The 15,503-nt window shown below is 65.5% G+C and carries 20 protein-coding genes; 6 read left to right on the top strand and 14 right to left on the bottom strand.

Annotation, left to right across the window (positions count from 1 at the left end):
* Nucleotides 1-20: 20 nt before the first annotated feature.
* Nucleotides 21-518 (bottom strand): ArsI/CadI family heavy metal resistance metalloenzyme, encoded by a 498-nt coding sequence (locus NWF34_RS12140; protein WP_075862478.1) that lies wholly within the window; start codon nt 516-518, stop codon nt 21-23.
* Nucleotides 519-615: 97 nt separating this feature from the next.
* Between NWF34_RS12140 and NWF34_RS12135 the strand changes: the two genes are divergently transcribed.
* Nucleotides 616-975 carry an Rv2640c family ArsR-like transcriptional regulator gene (locus tag NWF34_RS12135; RefSeq protein ID WP_075862479.1) on the top strand — a complete coding sequence of 120 codons (360 nt, stop codon included), beginning with the start codon at nt 616-618 and terminating at the stop codon, nt 973-975.
* On the opposite strand, the gene NWF34_RS12130 is transcribed toward NWF34_RS12135, so the two are convergent.
* The 7 genes from NWF34_RS12130 to NWF34_RS12105 all read right to left on the bottom strand — a co-directional run bounded on the left by NWF34_RS12130 (nt 940) and on the right by NWF34_RS12105 (nt 6,021).
* Nucleotides 940-2,127: a hypothetical protein gene (locus NWF34_RS12130; RefSeq protein ID WP_075862480.1), complete on the bottom strand. Its 1,188-nt coding sequence runs from the start codon at nt 2,125-2,127 to the stop codon at nt 940-942. The two genes, NWF34_RS12135 and NWF34_RS12130, sit on opposite strands and share 36 nt — an antisense overlap.
* A 716-nt stretch (nt 2,128-2,843) precedes the next feature.
* Nucleotides 2,844-3,170: a helix-turn-helix transcriptional regulator gene (locus NWF34_RS12125; protein ID WP_075862481.1), complete on the bottom strand. Its 327-nt coding sequence runs from the start codon at nt 3,168-3,170 to the stop codon at nt 2,844-2,846.
* On the bottom strand, nt 3,167-4,021 hold the full coding sequence (locus NWF34_RS12120; RefSeq protein WP_258325149.1) for a site-specific integrase: 855 nt from the start codon (nt 4,019-4,021) through the stop codon (nt 3,167-3,169). Before NWF34_RS12120 ends, NWF34_RS12125 begins: the two co-directional genes overlap by 4 nt.
* Before the next feature lie 391 nt (nt 4,022-4,412).
* Complete coding sequence (locus NWF34_RS12115; protein ID WP_075862482.1) at nt 4,413-4,673, bottom strand: redoxin NrdH; 261 nt, start codon at nt 4,671-4,673, stop codon at nt 4,413-4,415.
* A gap of 304 nt (nt 4,674-4,977) precedes the next feature.
* On the bottom strand, nt 4,978-5,226 hold the full coding sequence (locus tag NWF34_RS12110; RefSeq protein ID WP_035755568.1) for a helix-turn-helix domain-containing protein: 249 nt from the start codon (nt 5,224-5,226) through the stop codon (nt 4,978-4,980).
* A gap of 121 nt (nt 5,227-5,347) precedes the next feature.
* On the bottom strand, nt 5,348-5,443 hold the full coding sequence (locus NWF34_RS25460; RefSeq protein WP_222844773.1) for a DUF6349 family protein: 96 nt from the start codon (nt 5,441-5,443) through the stop codon (nt 5,348-5,350).
* On the bottom strand, nt 5,440-6,021 hold the full coding sequence (locus NWF34_RS12105) for a DUF6349 family protein (RefSeq protein ID WP_139319395.1): 582 nt from the start codon (nt 6,019-6,021) through the stop codon (nt 5,440-5,442). Before NWF34_RS12105 ends, NWF34_RS25460 begins: the two co-directional genes overlap by 4 nt.
* A gap of 118 nt (nt 6,022-6,139) precedes the next feature.
* On the opposite strand from NWF34_RS12105, the gene NWF34_RS12100 reads away from it, so the two are divergent.
* Entirely contained in the window at nt 6,140-6,394 is a 255-nt protein-coding gene (locus NWF34_RS12100) for a hypothetical protein (protein ID WP_075862484.1), read from the top strand.
* A gap of 31 nt (nt 6,395-6,425) precedes the next feature.
* Complete coding sequence (locus NWF34_RS12095; protein ID WP_075862485.1) at nt 6,426-6,926, top strand: hypothetical protein; 501 nt, start codon at nt 6,426-6,428, stop codon at nt 6,924-6,926.
* 15 nt (nt 6,927-6,941) lie between these two features.
* On the opposite strand, the gene NWF34_RS12090 is transcribed toward NWF34_RS12095, so the two are convergent.
* The 4 genes from NWF34_RS12090 to NWF34_RS12075 form a co-directional block, all read right to left on the bottom strand.
* Entirely contained in the window at nt 6,942-8,141 is a 1,200-nt protein-coding gene (locus NWF34_RS12090) for a PIN-like domain-containing protein (RefSeq protein ID WP_075862486.1), read from the bottom strand.
* Nucleotides 8,142-8,199: 58 nt separating this feature from the next.
* A complete protein-coding gene (locus tag NWF34_RS12085) occupies nt 8,200-9,243 on the bottom strand; it encodes a nucleotidyl transferase AbiEii/AbiGii toxin family protein (protein WP_075862487.1) in 1,044 nt (347 codons plus the stop codon).
* Nucleotides 9,243-9,911, bottom strand: a complete 669-nt coding sequence (locus NWF34_RS12080; RefSeq protein WP_075862488.1) for a type IV toxin-antitoxin system AbiEi family antitoxin domain-containing protein — start codon at nt 9,909-9,911, stop codon at nt 9,243-9,245. The genes NWF34_RS12085 and NWF34_RS12080 overlap by 1 nt, the downstream gene beginning before the upstream one ends.
* 125 nt (nt 9,912-10,036) lie before the next feature.
* Nucleotides 10,037-11,827, bottom strand: coding sequence for a DNA cytosine methyltransferase (locus NWF34_RS12075; RefSeq protein ID WP_258325148.1), 1,791 nt, complete (start codon nt 11,825-11,827; stop codon nt 10,037-10,039).
* Nucleotides 11,828-11,911: 84 nt separating this feature from the next.
* Here NWF34_RS12075 and NWF34_RS12070 point away from each other — a divergent pair, with 84 nt between their 5' ends.
* Together NWF34_RS12070 and NWF34_RS12065 are read left to right on the top strand one after the other, a co-directional pair.
* Nucleotides 11,912-12,289 (top strand): hypothetical protein, encoded by a 378-nt coding sequence (locus NWF34_RS12070; RefSeq protein ID WP_258325147.1) that lies wholly within the window; start codon nt 11,912-11,914, stop codon nt 12,287-12,289.
* Between the two features lie 125 nt (nt 12,290-12,414).
* Complete coding sequence (locus NWF34_RS12065) at nt 12,415-12,651, top strand: helix-turn-helix domain-containing protein (RefSeq protein WP_084813133.1); 237 nt, start codon at nt 12,415-12,417, stop codon at nt 12,649-12,651.
* 464 nt (nt 12,652-13,115) lie between these two features.
* Here NWF34_RS12065 and NWF34_RS12060 read toward each other — a convergent pair whose 3' ends face one another.
* On the bottom strand, nt 13,116-13,268 hold the full coding sequence (locus NWF34_RS12060) for a hypothetical protein (protein WP_187346440.1): 153 nt from the start codon (nt 13,266-13,268) through the stop codon (nt 13,116-13,118).
* 491 nt (nt 13,269-13,759) lie between these two features.
* Here NWF34_RS12060 and NWF34_RS12055 point away from each other — a divergent pair, with 491 nt between their 5' ends.
* Entirely contained in the window at nt 13,760-14,716 is a 957-nt protein-coding gene (locus NWF34_RS12055; RefSeq protein WP_075862490.1) for a M56 family metallopeptidase, read from the top strand.
* Between the two features lie 57 nt (nt 14,717-14,773).
* Here the strand turns inward: NWF34_RS12055 and NWF34_RS12050 are convergent, their stop codons facing one another.
* On the bottom strand, nt 14,774-15,442 hold the full coding sequence (locus NWF34_RS12050; RefSeq protein ID WP_075862491.1) for a DUF305 domain-containing protein: 669 nt from the start codon (nt 15,440-15,442) through the stop codon (nt 14,774-14,776).
* Nucleotides 15,443-15,503: the final 61 nt, after the last annotated feature.

The raw sequence follows: 15,503 nt of genomic DNA, 5'->3' as shown, positions 1-15,503 counted from the left end.
CCGACCGGCGGGGACGACGCTCAGCAACAAGCGGTCGACGCACTCGCCGTGGACTGGCCGGGCTGCGCGGCGCCGGCAGTACCGCAGCACACCGCAGAATCAGAGTCAGGGGTCTCGTTGTCCGCCAACAGCGTTGGGCTGGACCCGAAGGTCTCGGAGTCGGCCAGCACCGTGTAGACCTCCCACTTTTCACCTGCCGGACCGGTCACCCACACCTTGTCTTGAGTGGCGAAACAACACGTGGCGTTGATCTCCTCCTCGGTGAATAGGCCTTCGCCGCTGAGCCGGGCGATCTCGGCGTGCACCTGATCGCTGGACTCGACCTCCACACCGAGATGGTTGATCGTGCCGCCCTTACCCGGATTCTCCAGCAGCACCAGCTTCAACGACGGCTCCGCGACCGCGAAGTTCGCATAACCCGGCTTGCGCTTGGCCGGTGCGACATTGAACAACTTCGAGTAGAACTCGACCGCCTGATCCAGATCATCGACGTTGAGCGCGAGCTGCATGCGCGACATGACTACCTCCACCTGTGAGACATACATCGAACTACTGACGTCGCCCAGAGTGCCCGCCTCTTCGACATATGTCAATACAGTGGGTAGGATTGGGTGCATGCCCAAGACGCTTCCGGTCATCGACATGACCGATCCCATCTGTTGCGCACCGGTCTCGGCGTCAGCGCTGGATGACGCCGCGGCGCTGGAGATCGCGCTGCGGCTCAAAGCTCTTGCCGATCCAGTCCGGATCAAGTTGATGTCGATCCTGCTCACCGATGCCGCGGGTGAGGTCTGCACCTGCGATCTGGCGACTGCTGTTGGACTGTCTGAGCCCACGGTCAGCCACCACCTCGGACAACTCAAGAAGGCCGGCATGGTCCTGCCCCAGCGCCGCGGCATGAACGTCTACTACCGGGCCCACGCCGACGCTCTGCAAGCTTTACGACAGGTCCTCGACCCGACGTGCTGCCGCTGAGCGACTTGTGCCTACCGGGACGTCGGTCGGCGGGGCTGGGTGCTCGGCGTCGTGGCTGTGCAGGTAGGCGGTGTAGTCGCGTTGGGCCAGTTGCGCCCACTGCGATGAGGTCGTGGAGCACAGTCCGAGCTGGGTGGCCAGGACCGCGGCGGGTAAATCCGCGCCCAACGCGAGCAGGGCGTGGTTGCGGCTGACGCGGGTGGGAATGCCTGCGGTGGTGAGCTTTCGGCTCAGGGTTCTCACGTGCAACGGGTGATGGGCGATTCCGCCTCGGAAGAGGTGGAATCCGCGGCCGTCCCGGGTGCAGGCGCGCGGGTCGGCGCAGACGGTGCCGGCAAGGGTGTCGATCAGCTCAGCGAGTCGCTCGGGTAGCTCGATCGGGTGGCGTGCCAGCGTCACGTACCTGCGGTCCTGGTCGCGGGTGAGCGACGAGGTGGTGAGGTTCTGCACCTGGGGGAGTCGTGCGCCGTAGAGCAGCACGAGTAGACCGGCGATGCGGGTGGGCAAGTCAGCGGACGTGTCGCCCGACAGCAGCGCGGCGATGGCGTGTTGGTGGGTGCGTTCGTCGCCGGTCTGCGACGGCGGTGGGGTGGGGTAGCGGGTCACCGATATGTTGGTGGCAAGTCCGCGTTGCGTCAGCCACGTGATGAACCCGGCGATGTTGTTGGTGCGGTGATGCTGTCCGTCGGTCCAGGCATCGATCATCGGTTGGGTCAGGTCGCCGACGGTGTGGCCGTGCTCGTCGAGGTGGGTCAGAAGCGTGATGGCGACGCGAATCTTGTTGCGGCCGGAGTCGGCGGCGGCGTGGGTGAACCGGCGACGGCGGGACCTGCGGCGTGCGCGGCGCAGGATGGCCCAATGGCCGTAGGGGCGGATCAGCGCGCTGTGGTGGGTTGGCAGCGTGGCGGCGGTCTCGTTGATCCAGGTGTCGAGCCGTTCGAGGGCTTCATCGCGTTCGGGAAGTATGGCGGCGTCGATAAGCAGTTCGCGCAGGTGGTGGCGTCCCCACCCTGGCGGGCACTGGTCGAGCACGGTGTGGCTCATGGGGTGTTCGCTGGAGGCCAGCGGCTTCAGTAGCTGGGCGGTCGCGGGTTTGGTCAGCCACCGCAGTGTCGAGCGCGGCTGGCCACGGGCGGCGAGGAACGTCGGCAACTCGGCGAGGCTGTCGGGTATCGACCCTTGGGGTGTGGTGAGCAGGTCCCGGGCCTGCCGGATGATCGAGCAGCGGTGGCAGGTTCGGGCGAAATGATGTTGCCCCGTTCCGCCGCACGTGGAGCACCGATAGTCCAGGTCGGAGTCCGCGCATGGACCGCAGATGCGTTGACTGGCAGCATTTCTGCCGATGAGTGCGGCGGTGGTGCCGCAGTCGGCACAGGACGCCGACTCCGACAGAGTTCGCCGATAGCAGCGCACGCATACTGGCCCCAACGGCCACCGGGTGTGCACTTCACGGAGCAGTCCGCAACGTCTGCACGTCTCCTCGGGTGCTGTGGCGCAGCGCCGGCAGAGGTCCACGGCGCCGGGGCGAGCTCTGATCGCGATCGGCACGTGGTTGTTGCAGCGTCCGCACAGGCGCGCCGGTGCGGTGTAGCAGCGCTGGCACAGCTCGCCGTCCTCACCGCTGGTCTTGATGTGGTCGATCTGTCCGCAGCCGGTGCAGCGGCGTTTGGGACGCGCACAGTGGCCGCATAGCGGATCGCCTGCGGGCGTACGTCTGCTGGGGGTGGTGTGCTTGCCACAGTTGCTGCACGGTTCGCGGCGTCGGATGTTGTAGCAGGACCGGCAAATTCCCCCTTCGGGTGTGCGTTTGGACCTCGGGGCGATGGTGCCGCAGTCCGAACAGGGATACGTCGGCGGAGAGGCGACACTCACGACTCGGTGCCCGGTCGTCGAATGGTGGTGCGACGGGCGGTGATCGGTGTGACCCCTGCCGGTTTGCCGGCAGTCTTGCGAACTGCGGTGTCGACGATGTGGGGTTCGATCAGATCGTTGGGGGTGCACTCGAGGATGTCGCACAGGGCCACCAGGGTGTGCATGCTCAGTCGTTGCGGCTGCCCTGTCACCAGCCGGTAAACCTGTTCGCGGGAGAGTGTGATCCCGCGGTCAGCGAGGTGCGGTTGCAGATCGGTGGTCGAGTACATGCCGTGGGCGGCCATCCTGGCTCGCAGATGCCACGTGTAGTCAATCTGCTTCATGTCGGGGTCCCGTCATTGAGGAGGTGGCCGTATCGGGCGTGGATGGACTGCATAAGCAGTCCGTTGCGGTACTCGTTGCTGACCCCGATGTAGACCGCCGTGGTCGAGGAGAATGCGTGGCCGACTTGCTCCTGGATGAATCGTTCGGGGTAGTCGAACTCCACCAGATGCGTGACGTAGGAGTGGCGCAGCGAGTGGAGGTCGAGGGTCGGGTCGATTCCTGCGGCGTCTCGAGCGGTGGCGAAGGCGGTGTTGAGTGCGCGCACTCCCAGTCGGCTACCGCGTTCGGTGAGAAACAGCGCTGGGTGCCCGGTGTGGTCGAGCTCGCTGCGCACGTCGGTCAGGTAGTGGTCGAGGATGTCCACGATCCAGCTCATCTCCGGCACCGTGAGCACGGTGCGGCGTTTGGGCGGGCCGCCCCGGGACGCTTTGCCGTGCCGCACGGTCAGCGCCCCGAACCGGCCGAAGGCCGGGAACTTCGAGTTCCTGCGAAGATCAACGACATCGCTGCGGGAAACCTCCTGCCGGCGTAAGCCGTAGGCGTAGCAGTACTTCAGTGCTACGGCGTCGCGCAGCGCCGGTATCGCTCCTTTCCGGCCGCGAGATCGGATCTGCGCGACCCGTGCGTCCGCGGCATCGAACAGCGCCTGGACCTCGTCGTAGGTCAGCGGTCGTCGACCAGGATCACCTTCGTACTCACCGACGTGGATGATGGAGTTGTCTTCGTGGAAGACCTGCACGGGCGCGCAACCGAACTGAGCAATGCATTCAGTAGCCCAGTTGTAGCGGGCATCGACCAGGTAGGCACAGAACAGGCCGATGTCCACCTCGTAGCCGCGGACAGTGGACAACCGAAGTGGGGTTGGGCTCGATCGGAGATGACTGATCCATGCTTCGCCCTCCTCTGGGGTCCACTGCCACGGATACAGTCCAGTGAACTCGGCGAAGCGGCGAAGCGGCGAACCAGCCGCGTTCGAGGACCGATCGTCGACTCGCGCAGGAACTTTGCCCGCTGCTGCTGAGCCCACCCGTCAACCATCGCGTCGAACATCGCCCGTTCCGGATCCAGCTGCACAACATTGCGGGCTAACTCCGCTCGACCGCGGACGACGTCGTCACTTGTCACACGTGAGTTGTATCAGATGCAACATAGATGCATGGGAAAGCCCAGTGGCCTGGGCCTGTTGTTCGCGACCTTCTCGCAACCACGGGCGCATCTTCCCTGCTAGAAAGCAGGCCCTCTTACCCGGCCAATGTTGCATCGGATGACAACAAATCCCGTTCGGCGAGCGCCTTCACCCGGTCGGGGCGGAACCCCGACCAGTGCGTGTCACCGGCAACTACGACCGGGGCCTGCTGGTAGCCCAGGCTCATCACGTAGTCGCGGGCGTCGTCGTCGGTACTGATGTCGACCACCTGGTAGGTCAGGCCCTGCTTGTCCAACGCCGTGTAGGTGGCGTGGCACTGGACGCAGGCGGGCTTGGTGTACACGGTGATCGTCATTTCTGAAACCTTTCTTTCGGTGGCTGTTTGCTTTCTTCTATTCTATACCTAATGGGCTGTATATGCAAGGGCTGCAACGTATTTCAGCTTTCACAGAAATGCACCGAGACATGCTGTTAGGGGGCCCTTTGAATGCCCTTCACCTCGTCTATTCCGGGATTCTTTTTATGCGTTCGAAAATCTCCACAGAAACGCGCAACGAATACCTTGGAATTGCAGGGAGTTGCGTGGCTGCGCCGGTAGGCAAGAGGGCTCTGGCCCTCGTGGGATGGCAGCTGGCGGCGTTGAGAGTGGCGGGGCCGGGTCAGCGGATGGTGGTGATCAGTGCGCTGGGTGTGGTGTGCAGGGCGCGAGCGATCCGGGTGAGTGTGACCACGGTCGGTGCGCGCTCACCGGCCTCGATGCCGCGCAGGAAGGTCCGGCTGGTGCCGACGGTGCGCGCCAGTGCTTGCTGGCTGATCTTGAGTTCGGTGCGGCGGGCGACGATCGCTGCTCCGACGGCGGTCATGACGGCGGTCTCGTCGACGCTGATGGCGGACGGTTCGCTCGACATGGATTCGGGCCTCTCGGGGCAGTGGGTGGTTGTGTGGTGTCGAGCTTGCCAGAGCCGGGGGAGGGCGAGTGCGTGCCGTGCCCGGTACGCAGGCCGGGCACGGCTCGATCGGTGGTGTCGGTCATCGGCCGAGCGTTTCGGCGGCGACGTCGTAGCCTCCCCACAACGACCGGCCTGGCACCGCCCGCCACCCGTGCGGTCCCCGTCGGGTGATCATCGGGTAGCCCTGCGGTCGTTCGGTGCCGTGTAGCTCGGTGACGGTGGTTTCCAGTTGATGCGGGTGCGGCGCTTGGGTCCGTCGTCGTAGGGCGCCGAGGGCACGATCGGGTCGTCGCGCCATCCCGGGAAGCAGTGATCCAGGCCCAGCAGCGCCGCGTCGGTGTCGTCGCCGACGACCTCGGAGTGCCAGCCGCAGCCTCGGCAGAAGCTGCGCGAGACCAGATCACCCACGCACAGGCAACCGCGGTGCGATGCCCGGTTGCATCGGAGGTCGGTTTGCAGGGTGATCGGGATGCACGTGTCGGTCGGTTCGCGACTGCTCGCGTACTCACCGATCGCGACGTGCCAGCCGTGCGAGTCGCGCAGGCAGGCGAGATCAGGCCACGCCTTCCTCCACTGCGTCATCGCGTGCTCGTAGTCGGCAATCGTGGTGCACCGCAGGGCATACAAGCGAGGGACACCAGTTGTGCGCTCGGCGTGCGCACGCTCATCGCGTGCCGCCTCGGCGAACATGTCGAGCTGTAGGCCCTGCGAGGACGGCGCGGTCGGCGTCGTCGGGAGAGTGGTTGTGGTCATGACTTGACTGCACCCCATAGGGTGCATATTGTGAACCCTATAAGGTGCAGCACTACGGCGGGTTAGACGCTCAGAAGATGCACCACCACAGCAACATTCGACACAAAGGGAGCCTCGCATGTCGTGGAGCTACAGCAACATCGCCGCCAGCCCAAGCGCACGCGAGATCATCCGCGCTACCAACGTGCTCCAGAGCGGACATCCTGAGCTCGTGCCCATCGAGGACGTGCACGCCATGGTCGATCTGACGTGGTCCCAGTGGGCGCTTGGTCTCGCCGAAATCCTCACCACCGGTATCGGGATCGTCCTGGCCGATGACGCGAACCGCGAATGCCTGTTCCTGACCTGCACACCGATCTACGCCGCCAACTGACGCCCCACGACGCCACCTGAGAGGACACCCCATGGCGCGCCGCACATCATCATCCGACCACGACGACATCGACCTGCTCGATCTGCTCGACGGCACCGCCGAGCGCATCGAAGAGCAACGGCGCCTCGAGGCCGAAATCGCGACCCTGCGCCAGCTGTGGGAGCAGCGTCGCGCCGGGCGCCCCGACGGCCAACCCGTACCGACCGGTGAGGACTGGTGTGGGCGCTGCGGGCAGAACACCTTCGACTACGGGCTGGTCATCAACCACGACCTGGGCTACCTCGGCTGCCCGGTCGAGGTCGACCCCACCTGGTCGAAATACCAGTGCGTCGGCTTCCGAGGCGCCGTGGGCTACCCATCGGGAACGCTGACCGTCGAAGACCTCTGCGACCGCTGGGACCGACAGTTCTTCCCCGACTGCGAATGCGGGCACCCCTGGGGAGTACACACCCACGCCGCCCACCCCACCTGGAGCTTCGCCTGCAACACCTCGTGCGGCTGCCCGATCTACCGACAAGCGCAACCGAGTTGACGGTGGGCCCTGTCATCAATCCTCTGTGGGCGACTTTCCCTGGTCGGCTTCGGGGTCATCTTCGGCTTCGGGGTCGTCTTCGTCGGCCGCTGCACGTTCCGGGTCGAGGGCGCCCAGCATTCTCCGGTAGTTTTGGAACTCTGCGGACGTCCCGAGGTCGGCCAATTGGGTGGCAGCCCGGAGTAGCGCCTCCTTGAGACCTCCTGTGTCGAGCTGGTTTTGAAGACGTCTCAGTTGTTCAATTGTCGGGACCGATGATGACTGGTCCGCCGCTATCCAAATGTGCGGAGAATAGGTCCGTGCATGCTTAACCTCGTCAATCACGTCGTCGTCGACGCCGGCTTCCAAGTATTTGTTGAGGTCTTCGAGGAAGGTGTCAGAGCTGACGTGGTGGTAGCGGTGGCCGGTCTCGTCAGCGAACTCACGCTGAAGGTCGGGTAGGGGCCCGAAGTCCTTGTCATCGACGATTTGACGCCAGTCTGCCTTCATGTCGTTGCTCACGAACAACACGTTCTGCTTGTCAGTTTTGGCCAGGTCCATCATCTCCATCCAGATGAGCGGGTCTCCGATTCCGCCGTCGCGTTTGGACTCATCGACTCCGGTCCCGGGGGGCATGGCAGCGGCGAGCCGAGCACGCGCTTGGTCCTCTCGTGCCTGGAGGTCGGTCGATATCCGCCGACGACCGATCTGACCGGCATCGGTGAACAGCTTCTCGATACGATCCCGGATTGGGTCATCTGTCTGAATTTGACTGGGGTGGAGGATGTTCGACTCTCGCTCTGCCCGTATCGCTTCGCCGACGGTAGTCGCGGCTTCCTTGAATGCCGTGTCCGCCGCGTCGAGTAGTCGTTTCTGCACTCCGGCGTCCTTGACTTCCCTGATAGCCGCGCGAAGTTCCTGCAGGAGCTGACTACTGACGCCTCTGCCCTTGACTCCCGAGATGATGTTCGTCGCTCTGGTGTATTGCTTGGCGTGTTCTGCTGCGACAGTCAGTCGTCGACGGTGGTATTCGAGGCCGGCGCGGTAGGGAAGGAAGAGGCGGGGCCGGATCTCGTCCCGTTCGAGCTGGGCGAGGATCTTCTCGCGGGACTCTTTCGATATCCGGTACAGGTCCAGTAAGACGTTGGCATCCAGCACAATTCTGGCCTTAGTGACGAAATCGCGGCGCTCATCGTCGCCATCGGCGAGGTACCACTCACCGAGCACATCACGCATCGCGTCCTCCTGCCTTCGCTGCGCGCTGCCCGCTTTGCGCCGGGCGCGCTGGTCAAATCTAAAGCTCGGGTCCGTGATCCCGGGAACGTTCCACCCAACGTTCCACCCTCGGTGCCGACGTCCCACTGGATGTCTCGGGTGCGGGTGTGCTCGGCGCCGAGCGTGGGGCGCGGGTGTCGCCGAGCAGTTCTCCGATCGAGCGCGTTCTCTGCGAGGTCCACGCACCGTCGTCGGGGTTCCACTGACCGTTCCCAGTCGCGTCCGTCCGGATCGGTTCGATGAGGCTGTTGGCGGCCGCGAGCGCGGCGTCGGCCTGGTGCAGGTGCGCCGGCAAGCCGCTGTGCGCGGCGCGTTGGGGGTAGTCACGTTCCCAGGTCGGGTTGGGCAGGACCAACGGGACCGGAACCGTCAGGTCGCGGCGCTGTTCTTGGTGGCGGATCGCGGCGCGCAGCTGCTCGGCATCGAACGACTGGGTGCGGGCGAGGATGACGAGGTCGACCAGATCGTGGGCGCGGGTCGAGGGGCTGTCGCCGTGAGGTCCGTGCAGCTCATAGAGGGCCGCGACCTTGTCGGCGACCGCTTCGGCGGCGGCCTGCATCCGGATCACGGGCATGGGGTCGAGTTCGTCGAGCGCGAGCACCGGGCGCGGGCTGATCGTCTCGGGCGGTAGCAGCATCTCCCGGTGGGTGGCAAGGTCGAGCGTGGCGTCGGAGAACCGTTGTCCGGCAATGTTGTAGCGGATACGTCCGGCGAACAAGCCGGGGCTGCGGGTCGCGGTGATGGTGATGTCGAACTCGCCGAAGTCGCCCGGTGCGGGGTGGGCGGCCTGGCGCAGCGAGTGCTGCATGTGTTCGGCGTCGAGGCGGGTGGCGAGATCGGCGTCGGCGGTGGGGCGGGCCTGGGTCGGCGCCCGGAATTGCAGGGCGGTGCCGCCGGTGAGGATCCACTGGTCGGCGTCGGGGGAGCGGAACAGCCGGGCCAGGAACAACTGGAGGGTCACGGTCTGAGCGAGCTCGTCGCGACTGAACCTGCTCGTCCGCGCTTCGGCGGACAGGCGGGCTTTCAGCCCGGCGCGGAAGGCCTCCTCGGACGCATACGCCATCAGCCGACCAGCACCGGTTCGGCCGGCATCTGGGCCTGATCGAGCAGCGAAGCGAACAGCTCAGCACCCGAGGCGTAGTTCCAGCGCGGTGCGGCCCGGTCGCACGCTGCGATCAGCTCGTCGGCGTCGACCAGCGACTCGGTCAGGCAGGTGTGTAGCGCGGTTCCGAGGTGTCCGCCGTCGCCATGGGTGAGGAGCAGGTCGACCATGGTGCGCGCGGGTGTGGTCACCGGCAGCCCATCGACGAGGTCCCAGTCGCGGCCGCGGTCACCGATCGGCCGGCGCCAGGTGCGCACCGACGGGTCGCGGACGTTGATGCGGTGTGGGCTGCTCAGCTCGAGCCCGGATGCGGTGATCGTGCCCAGGCGCAGGACCTGGGCGGCGGCGGCGTGGCTCACGACGCTGTCGGGGCGTGCTCGTCGTTCCTCGATGTCGGCGGCCGGGTGCAGCGCCAACCACTGTGCCGCCCAGTCACCGAGGGTCGTCCAGGCCGAGGACTCGGGGAGCTCGTAGACGCCGTGGTGGACCCGAACGATGGCCTCGCGCGCGGCGAGGCGAGCCAGGACGTACGGCGCGACGCCGAGGTTGCGGGCTTGGGCGGCGGTGAACAGGCCGAACTGGCGATCCGCCAGGTCGCGGATCGCGCCCCACCGGCCAGCGTCGATCATGCAGCAATAATAGCAACGGGTGTGATCGGTGAGGCTTTCCGAGCTGTCCGAGCGCGGCCCGTCCGTCCGGACTGGGCCGGATGCCCCGGCACAGGGGTCACGGTGTGCCGGGGCGGTCGACGCCGTCATCCGCTGGTGGGGTGCAGGACTTCGCGTAGGCGGGTGCCGATCCACAGCGGCACGGGTGGGGTGACGGCGTTGCCGTAGCCGTCGATCTGGTCGCGGCCTTTGCCCCACACGGTGAAGGTGCCTTTGTGGTCGCCGAAGTCGGGGTCGAATCCGCAGCCGCGGCCGACCTCGTGCGGGGTCATCATGCGGAAGAAGCACTCATCGAGCGGGATCTCGGCGAGGGCGTCGCGCCAGTGGGAGGCCAGCAGGGCGGTGGTGTCGCGGCTGGTCAGGGTGCCCAGTGGGTCGGTGAGCGGGTGCGCGGCGGTCTCGGTGCCGGTGCTGCCGTTCTGTTTGAACCAGCCTGCGAGTAGGGCGGGGTCGCCGGTCGCGGTGAGCAGGCCCGGGGTCTGTTCGGCGGTGACTGTCGGCATGGCCTGGGCGTGGCTGGTCGGGGTGGTGTGCTTGCGGAAGGGCACCACACCCGAGGACACGACGCTCAGCGTTTCCGAGCCGCCCTGGGTGGGCAGGGCCTCGTCGAGGCCGCGTGGTGCGCCCTGGAAGTTGTTGATGGCCATGGCGACCGGGGGAGTGAGCAGGCCGGTCGTGTTGGTGGCGGGCTGGGTCCACAACGGTTGACCCAGGGTCCGGGTCCGGCACTGCGATCCGGGGCGCTCGAAGGTGTTTCCGGCCGCGACCATGATGGCGCCAGTACTGAGCAGCGCGGTCTCTTGCTGCGAGGTCTGGGTGGCCATCGGTTGCAGCGGATGACGTTCCACGCCGCGCTGGGCCTTGGCCGGCATCAGCACAGTGGGGAACTCGGCGAACTTCTGGCGGCACCGCTCCGCGCGGGCCATGGTCGCCGGGGCCAGCGGTTTGGTCCGCTCGCCGATGCGGGTGCCCAGGTGGCTGAGGTCCAGGGCCGTCAACGACGGTGTGGTGGTGGGGGAGACCTCACCGAAGCAGCGCGGGCAGCGGTAGTTGTACTGCTTGCCGTAGCGCACCGATCCGCTGGCGGGCACGCCGGTCTTCCACGCCCACATCGCCTCGACGGCCTCATCGCAGGGGCCGCACCACGCCTGGGGGCGATGGTCGAGGTCGGGGGCGGGCAGTGCGCGGTCCCAGAACACGATGTAGAGCCGGTCCCGGCTCTGGGGGACGCCGAAGAACATCGAGTTGAGGTAGAGCACCTTGTGCTCGTAGCCGAGCTTGGTGATCTCGCGCAGCCACCACCGATACGTCGAGCCATCGCCGACCTTGCGTCGGCCGGGGACCGCTGGTCCCCAGGACTGCAACTCGGTGGTGCATTCGACCAGGATCAGCAGCGGGTGGTGCTGATCGGCGTAGTGCAGCACGCAGTTGGCCGTGGCGCGGTCCCGCTCGGACCGGGTGGCGCGTTCCTCGAACTCGGGGTCGTCGAGGTCGAACAACGTCAGACCCTGTTCGTAGGCACGTTGGGTGTTGGCCTGGGAGTGGTTGGTGCAGGTCACCCCCGCGACCAGCAGGTCGGCCGCCGGGAGTTCACGCACCGAGTGGTAGGTGTCGGAGTCGGTGTTGATCAGATCGGCGATCCAGTGCTCGACGTGCGGGTGGTTGGCCTCGTGTACCTCGACCTTGTAGCGGTTGTGGTTGGCCCCGACGATGGTGTCGAATCCGGCGGCCTCGATGCCCTGGGTGAATCCGCCGAATCCCGAGAACAAGTCCAGCGCGGTCGGGTTGTCGTGGCGGAATCGTCTGCGGCGCAGCGCCGGACGGTGTTCCGCTGTCTTCGAGATGATGTGCCCCATGATCGTCGCTTCCTCGCTCATTCCATCCTTAGTGGTTGCCTATAGACTACCATTAGCGGTAGCCTATAAGCAACCATCAAGGCACGGAGCAAGAAGGAGCAGCACATGGCAACGACCACCGAAAACAACTGCGCGGCAACACCGATGAGTAGTGATGCGCGAGCGATCGCCGCAAGCATCGAGCAGTGGCGCCAAGCCTGCGACCTCGCAGGCAGTGTCGACGCTGAACATGACGCGGCCGCGGCCCTCGTCGGGCTGGTCGAGCAAGCGATGCCCGAGCTGGCGCGCACCGAGGTTGTCGAGCGGTCGTATCTGGTCCGCCGGGTGCAGCGCTACGTCGGCCCGCTGCCCGAGCAGTGGGCAGCGATGGACGATTCCGAGCGCGACCAGTACGTCTGCGACCACTGGCTGGCCATCGAGGAGTTCGACGAGCACATCGACGACGACCAGCTGACCCTGACGATCGTGAAACCCGCGCAGTGAGCAGCTGTCCCGCGCCGACCGGGCGCACCGCCGTCGCACTGCCGTATGCGGCGACCTCGCCGGTAGGCTCAGCCACGCCGAGTGCGTCCGCCGACCTGGCGGGCGACGGGGGAGGAGGAGCCGTCATGGCCGTCGACATCGACGAACCCGCGTTGCTACGCGCTCTCGGAGAAGCGATCACGACCCGCCGCGAGGAACTGGGCCTCAGTCAGCGGGCCCTGGGTCTCGAGGCCGGCGTCGAGCGCAACATGCTGCGCGGAGTGGAAGACGGATCGCGCCGCGCGACGATCATCACCTTGGCACGTATCGCCAAAGCTCTGAAAATGCCGGTCTCGCAGCTACTACACCAGATCGGGCACTGACCTTCCCTGCATGGGGTGACACGCGGCCTCGGAGCCAGGACGGAGGGGAGAGGGGCTGCACAGTAGGGGGTCTCACCGCCCTCCCCTCCGATCCTGTGAGAAACGGCCTTCGGCTGAGTGTGGCAACTCAGAAGAACGCGTCGCCACATTAGCAAACCGGATCTTTGCTGTAGTCGACAACTGGGCAAGCATGTTCGCGGCGCGCGAGCCAGCTGCGGTCAGACGCAGTCACAAGTAGCCAAAGCTGTTGGCGTGCAACGAACAACATCACCATCGGCGCGCTCTAAGAGCCACCAATGTGATCCGGTTCGCTGTTGCGAATGTACATCAGCCGGGGCGTTCGGCCCCGTGATTCCCGTTCACTTTCGTCACTGGTGACGGAAGATATTGCTACACAACGCAATTCGCCGACAATTTACCTTATGACGTCGTAGCTGGTGATCCGCTGTGCTGCCGCTCCGCCATCAGAGGTAGCGCGGGGGATCGACTCTTGGGTCGTCGTCGACGGTATCGATGCTCGAGTCGGTAAGGATGTCGGCGATTGCGGCGGCACTGGCACCGATGGTGGCGAAGTGCGGGTCGACGACGCACCATGCACGATCGGCCGGCCATGTCACCTAGGGCAGGCTCGAATCCTGGCGGCAACGCCAATCGCTGCGGCCGTGTGGTGTATCGATCCTCGATTGTCGCCGAGCTTCGCCAGCTGGCGCGCCATGCCTAGATGAGCGGTGACGTGCCGTCGGCGGTTGGTCGTGCAGAGGCCATGTGCTTCGGCGAAGAAAGTGTGCGCTGAGTGGGGTGTTGGCGCCCGCCGGACGTCTCGCATGGCCTTTCGGTACCGGCGCTGCTCATCATCGACGTGCTCAAAACCTGTGACCACCGAAACACTCCCTTGTCGGCGAGGTTCACTATGACCCCTGTCCACATCAACTCTAAATACTATCTCCATTAGTAGGCAGCGTTCTATGGGTTGCGATGCCGAGTTCCTGGGGCATGCAGGCGGATGTTCTGGTCATACTTGGGTGCTGTGCCGTGTGGCGAGGGAAGAAGGATTGATGGAGAAACGGTCCCAGCGAGTTGAACACCGTCGGCGCCTGGGTAGGCGCTGATGAGCATGGCGGTGGTGCTGGTGGCTGCAGCGGCTCTGCTGGGTTGGTGGTGGCCGCGGTGGATGGTGCGTATCCAGCCACGCATCGACGCTCGGTGGGTGTTGGTGGCGTGGCCGGCCGCCCAGGCGATGTTCACGGCGTTATGGGTCGCTGCGGTGTCGGTGCTGGTGGTGCCGAACCACTTCGGCGTGCATAAGTTGTCAGCGGTGGCCTCCTGCCTGCGTGTGTTGTCTCACGGCGCGCCGGCCCAGGTGGAGACCGTGGCTGGGGTAGCGGTGCTGGCCAGCACGGTGGCGGCGGTCGTTTGGGTGGTGGCCCTGGTGGCACGTGCTGCGGTCGCAATGCGCCGGGCACGCGATCACTATCTGCAATCGTTACGTCTGGTTGGCCAACGTTGTGATCGGTTTCCTGATGTGTGGTGGCTCAGAGATCAGCGGCCGATGGCATTCTGTTTGCCGGGCCGCAACGCGGGGATCGCTGCGACGACGGGCTTGCAGGACGTCCTGACCGGCGCTGAACTGAATGCTGTGATGGCTCACGAACGCGCACACCGACGCCAGCGGCATCACGCGATCGTGTTGCTCGCTGGGGTTCTGGGCCGAGCGTTGCCGTTCATTCCGCTGTTCGCTCGCGGTGCTGATGAGGTGGCGACACTCGTCGAGCAGGCCGCTGATGCACGGGCGGCCGAACAGGTCGGCACCCGGACTGTGTGCTCGGCGTTGGGAACGCTGGCCCGATCGGCCGGGTCGTCGGATTCTCCGGCGGGGGCGTTGTCGATCAGTGACTTTGCGAGTGTGGCGCCGCGTTTGCACCGGCTATATGACGGTCGGCGATGTGTGTCACGTGGTCACCACGCAAAGGCCGCTGCCACGGTTGCAGGGGTTGTTGTCCTACCTACCGTCATCACCGCCACCGGCGCCGTGTCGGCGCTGGTGGCGGTAGCTTGCCTGCTGTGATGGTGATAGCGAGCGTGTCATCTGCTCGAGGCCGTCGGGCGGGTGCGGCTGGGCCACTTACAGGCCGGCTAGCAGTCGCTGCATCTCGGCGATCTCTGATTCCTGGTCGGAGATGATCTTTCGCGCCAGTGCGATGGCTTCGGGGTTCTTCCCGTCCTGGATCTCGGTCTTGGCCATGGCGACGGCGCCGCGGTGGTGCTCGATCATCTGCGTGAGGTAGAGGCGAGCCGCCGCGGTCCCCTGGGCCTCGCGCAGCTGTTGGAGCTGCTGTTCGGTCATCATCCCGGGCATGTCGTGACCGCCCATTGATGGCGACATCGATTCCCCGGCACTCATCTGACCCATGTCGTGGCCCTGCGAGCTCGAGCTCATTGAAGCCCCCCACGTGGTCACCCAGGACTTCATCTGGTCGATCTCGGGCTGCTGGGCGGCTTTAATCTTCTGGGCCAGTCGGACGACCTCGGGACTGATGTCGCTCTTATCGAGCAGGATGTTGCTCATCGTGATCGCTTGTGCGTGATGGGAAATCATCTCCTGGGCGAAGGTCATGTCGGCCGCGTTGTGTTCACCCATGTCGGCCGCAGACGATGGTGCCGCTATCGAGGTGGTGGTGACCATTTCCGTCATCGAGGAGTGGTCTTGCCCCTCGGTGTCGGAACAGCCTGCCAACACCAGCAGGCCCGCCGCTGATGCCCCGATCATGATCCGCGCGCGCTTTGTCGACATCAGTCCTCCTTGTTTCAGACGCCACACAAAGGTGGCGCTTCGATAACAATTCTACTAGCCA

The organism is Gordonia sp. GONU, from assembly GCF_024733855.1.
Taxonomy (GTDB): Bacteria; Actinomycetota; Actinomycetes; order Mycobacteriales; family Mycobacteriaceae; genus Gordonia; species Gordonia amicalis.
The sequence above is the reverse complement of the archived record's forward strand: the minus strand, read 5'-3'. Positions and strand labels throughout refer to the sequence as shown.

Coding starts and splice junctions, on each gene's coding strand:
- NWF34_RS12135 (WP_075862479.1), top strand. CDS start 616: ATGCCCAAGACGCTTCCGGTCATCGACATGACCGATCCCATCTGTTGC.
- NWF34_RS12100 (WP_075862484.1), top strand. CDS start 6,140: ATGTCGTGGAGCTACAGCAACATCGCCGCCAGCCCAAGCGCACGCGAG.
- NWF34_RS12075 (WP_258325148.1), bottom strand. CDS start 11,827: ATGAGCGAGGAAGCGACGATCATGGGGCACATCATCTCGAAGACAGCG.
- NWF34_RS12095 (WP_075862485.1), top strand. CDS start 6,426: ATGGCGCGCCGCACATCATCATCCGACCACGACGACATCGACCTGCTC.
- NWF34_RS12090 (WP_075862486.1), bottom strand. CDS start 8,141: ATGCGTGATGTGCTCGGTGAGTGGTACCTCGCCGATGGCGACGATGAG.
- NWF34_RS12085 (WP_075862487.1), bottom strand. CDS start 9,243: ATGGCGTATGCGTCCGAGGAGGCCTTCCGCGCCGGGCTGAAAGCCCGC.
- NWF34_RS12110 (WP_035755568.1), bottom strand. CDS start 5,226: ATGTCGAGCGAACCGTCCGCCATCAGCGTCGACGAGACCGCCGTCATG.
- NWF34_RS12115 (WP_075862482.1), bottom strand. CDS start 4,673: ATGACGATCACCGTGTACACCAAGCCCGCCTGCGTCCAGTGCCACGCC.
- NWF34_RS12140 (WP_075862478.1), bottom strand. CDS start 518: ATGTCGCGCATGCAGCTCGCGCTCAACGTCGATGATCTGGATCAGGCG.
- NWF34_RS12105 (WP_139319395.1), bottom strand. CDS start 6,021: ATGACCACAACCACTCTCCCGACGACGCCGACCGCGCCGTCCTCGCAG.
- NWF34_RS25460 (WP_222844773.1), bottom strand. CDS start 5,443: ATGATCACCCGACGGGGACCGCACGGGTGGCGGGCGGTGCCAGGCCGG.
- NWF34_RS12070 (WP_258325147.1), top strand. CDS start 11,912: ATGGCAACGACCACCGAAAACAACTGCGCGGCAACACCGATGAGTAGT.
- NWF34_RS12050 (WP_075862491.1), bottom strand. CDS start 15,442: ATGTCGACAAAGCGCGCGCGGATCATGATCGGGGCATCAGCGGCGGGC.
- NWF34_RS12055 (WP_075862490.1), top strand. CDS start 13,760: ATGAGCATGGCGGTGGTGCTGGTGGCTGCAGCGGCTCTGCTGGGTTGG.
- NWF34_RS12065 (WP_084813133.1), top strand. CDS start 12,415: ATGGCCGTCGACATCGACGAACCCGCGTTGCTACGCGCTCTCGGAGAA.
- NWF34_RS12125 (WP_075862481.1), bottom strand. CDS start 3,170: ATGAAGCAGATTGACTACACGTGGCATCTGCGAGCCAGGATGGCCGCC.
- NWF34_RS12080 (WP_075862488.1), bottom strand. CDS start 9,911: ATGATCGACGCTGGCCGGTGGGGCGCGATCCGCGACCTGGCGGATCGC.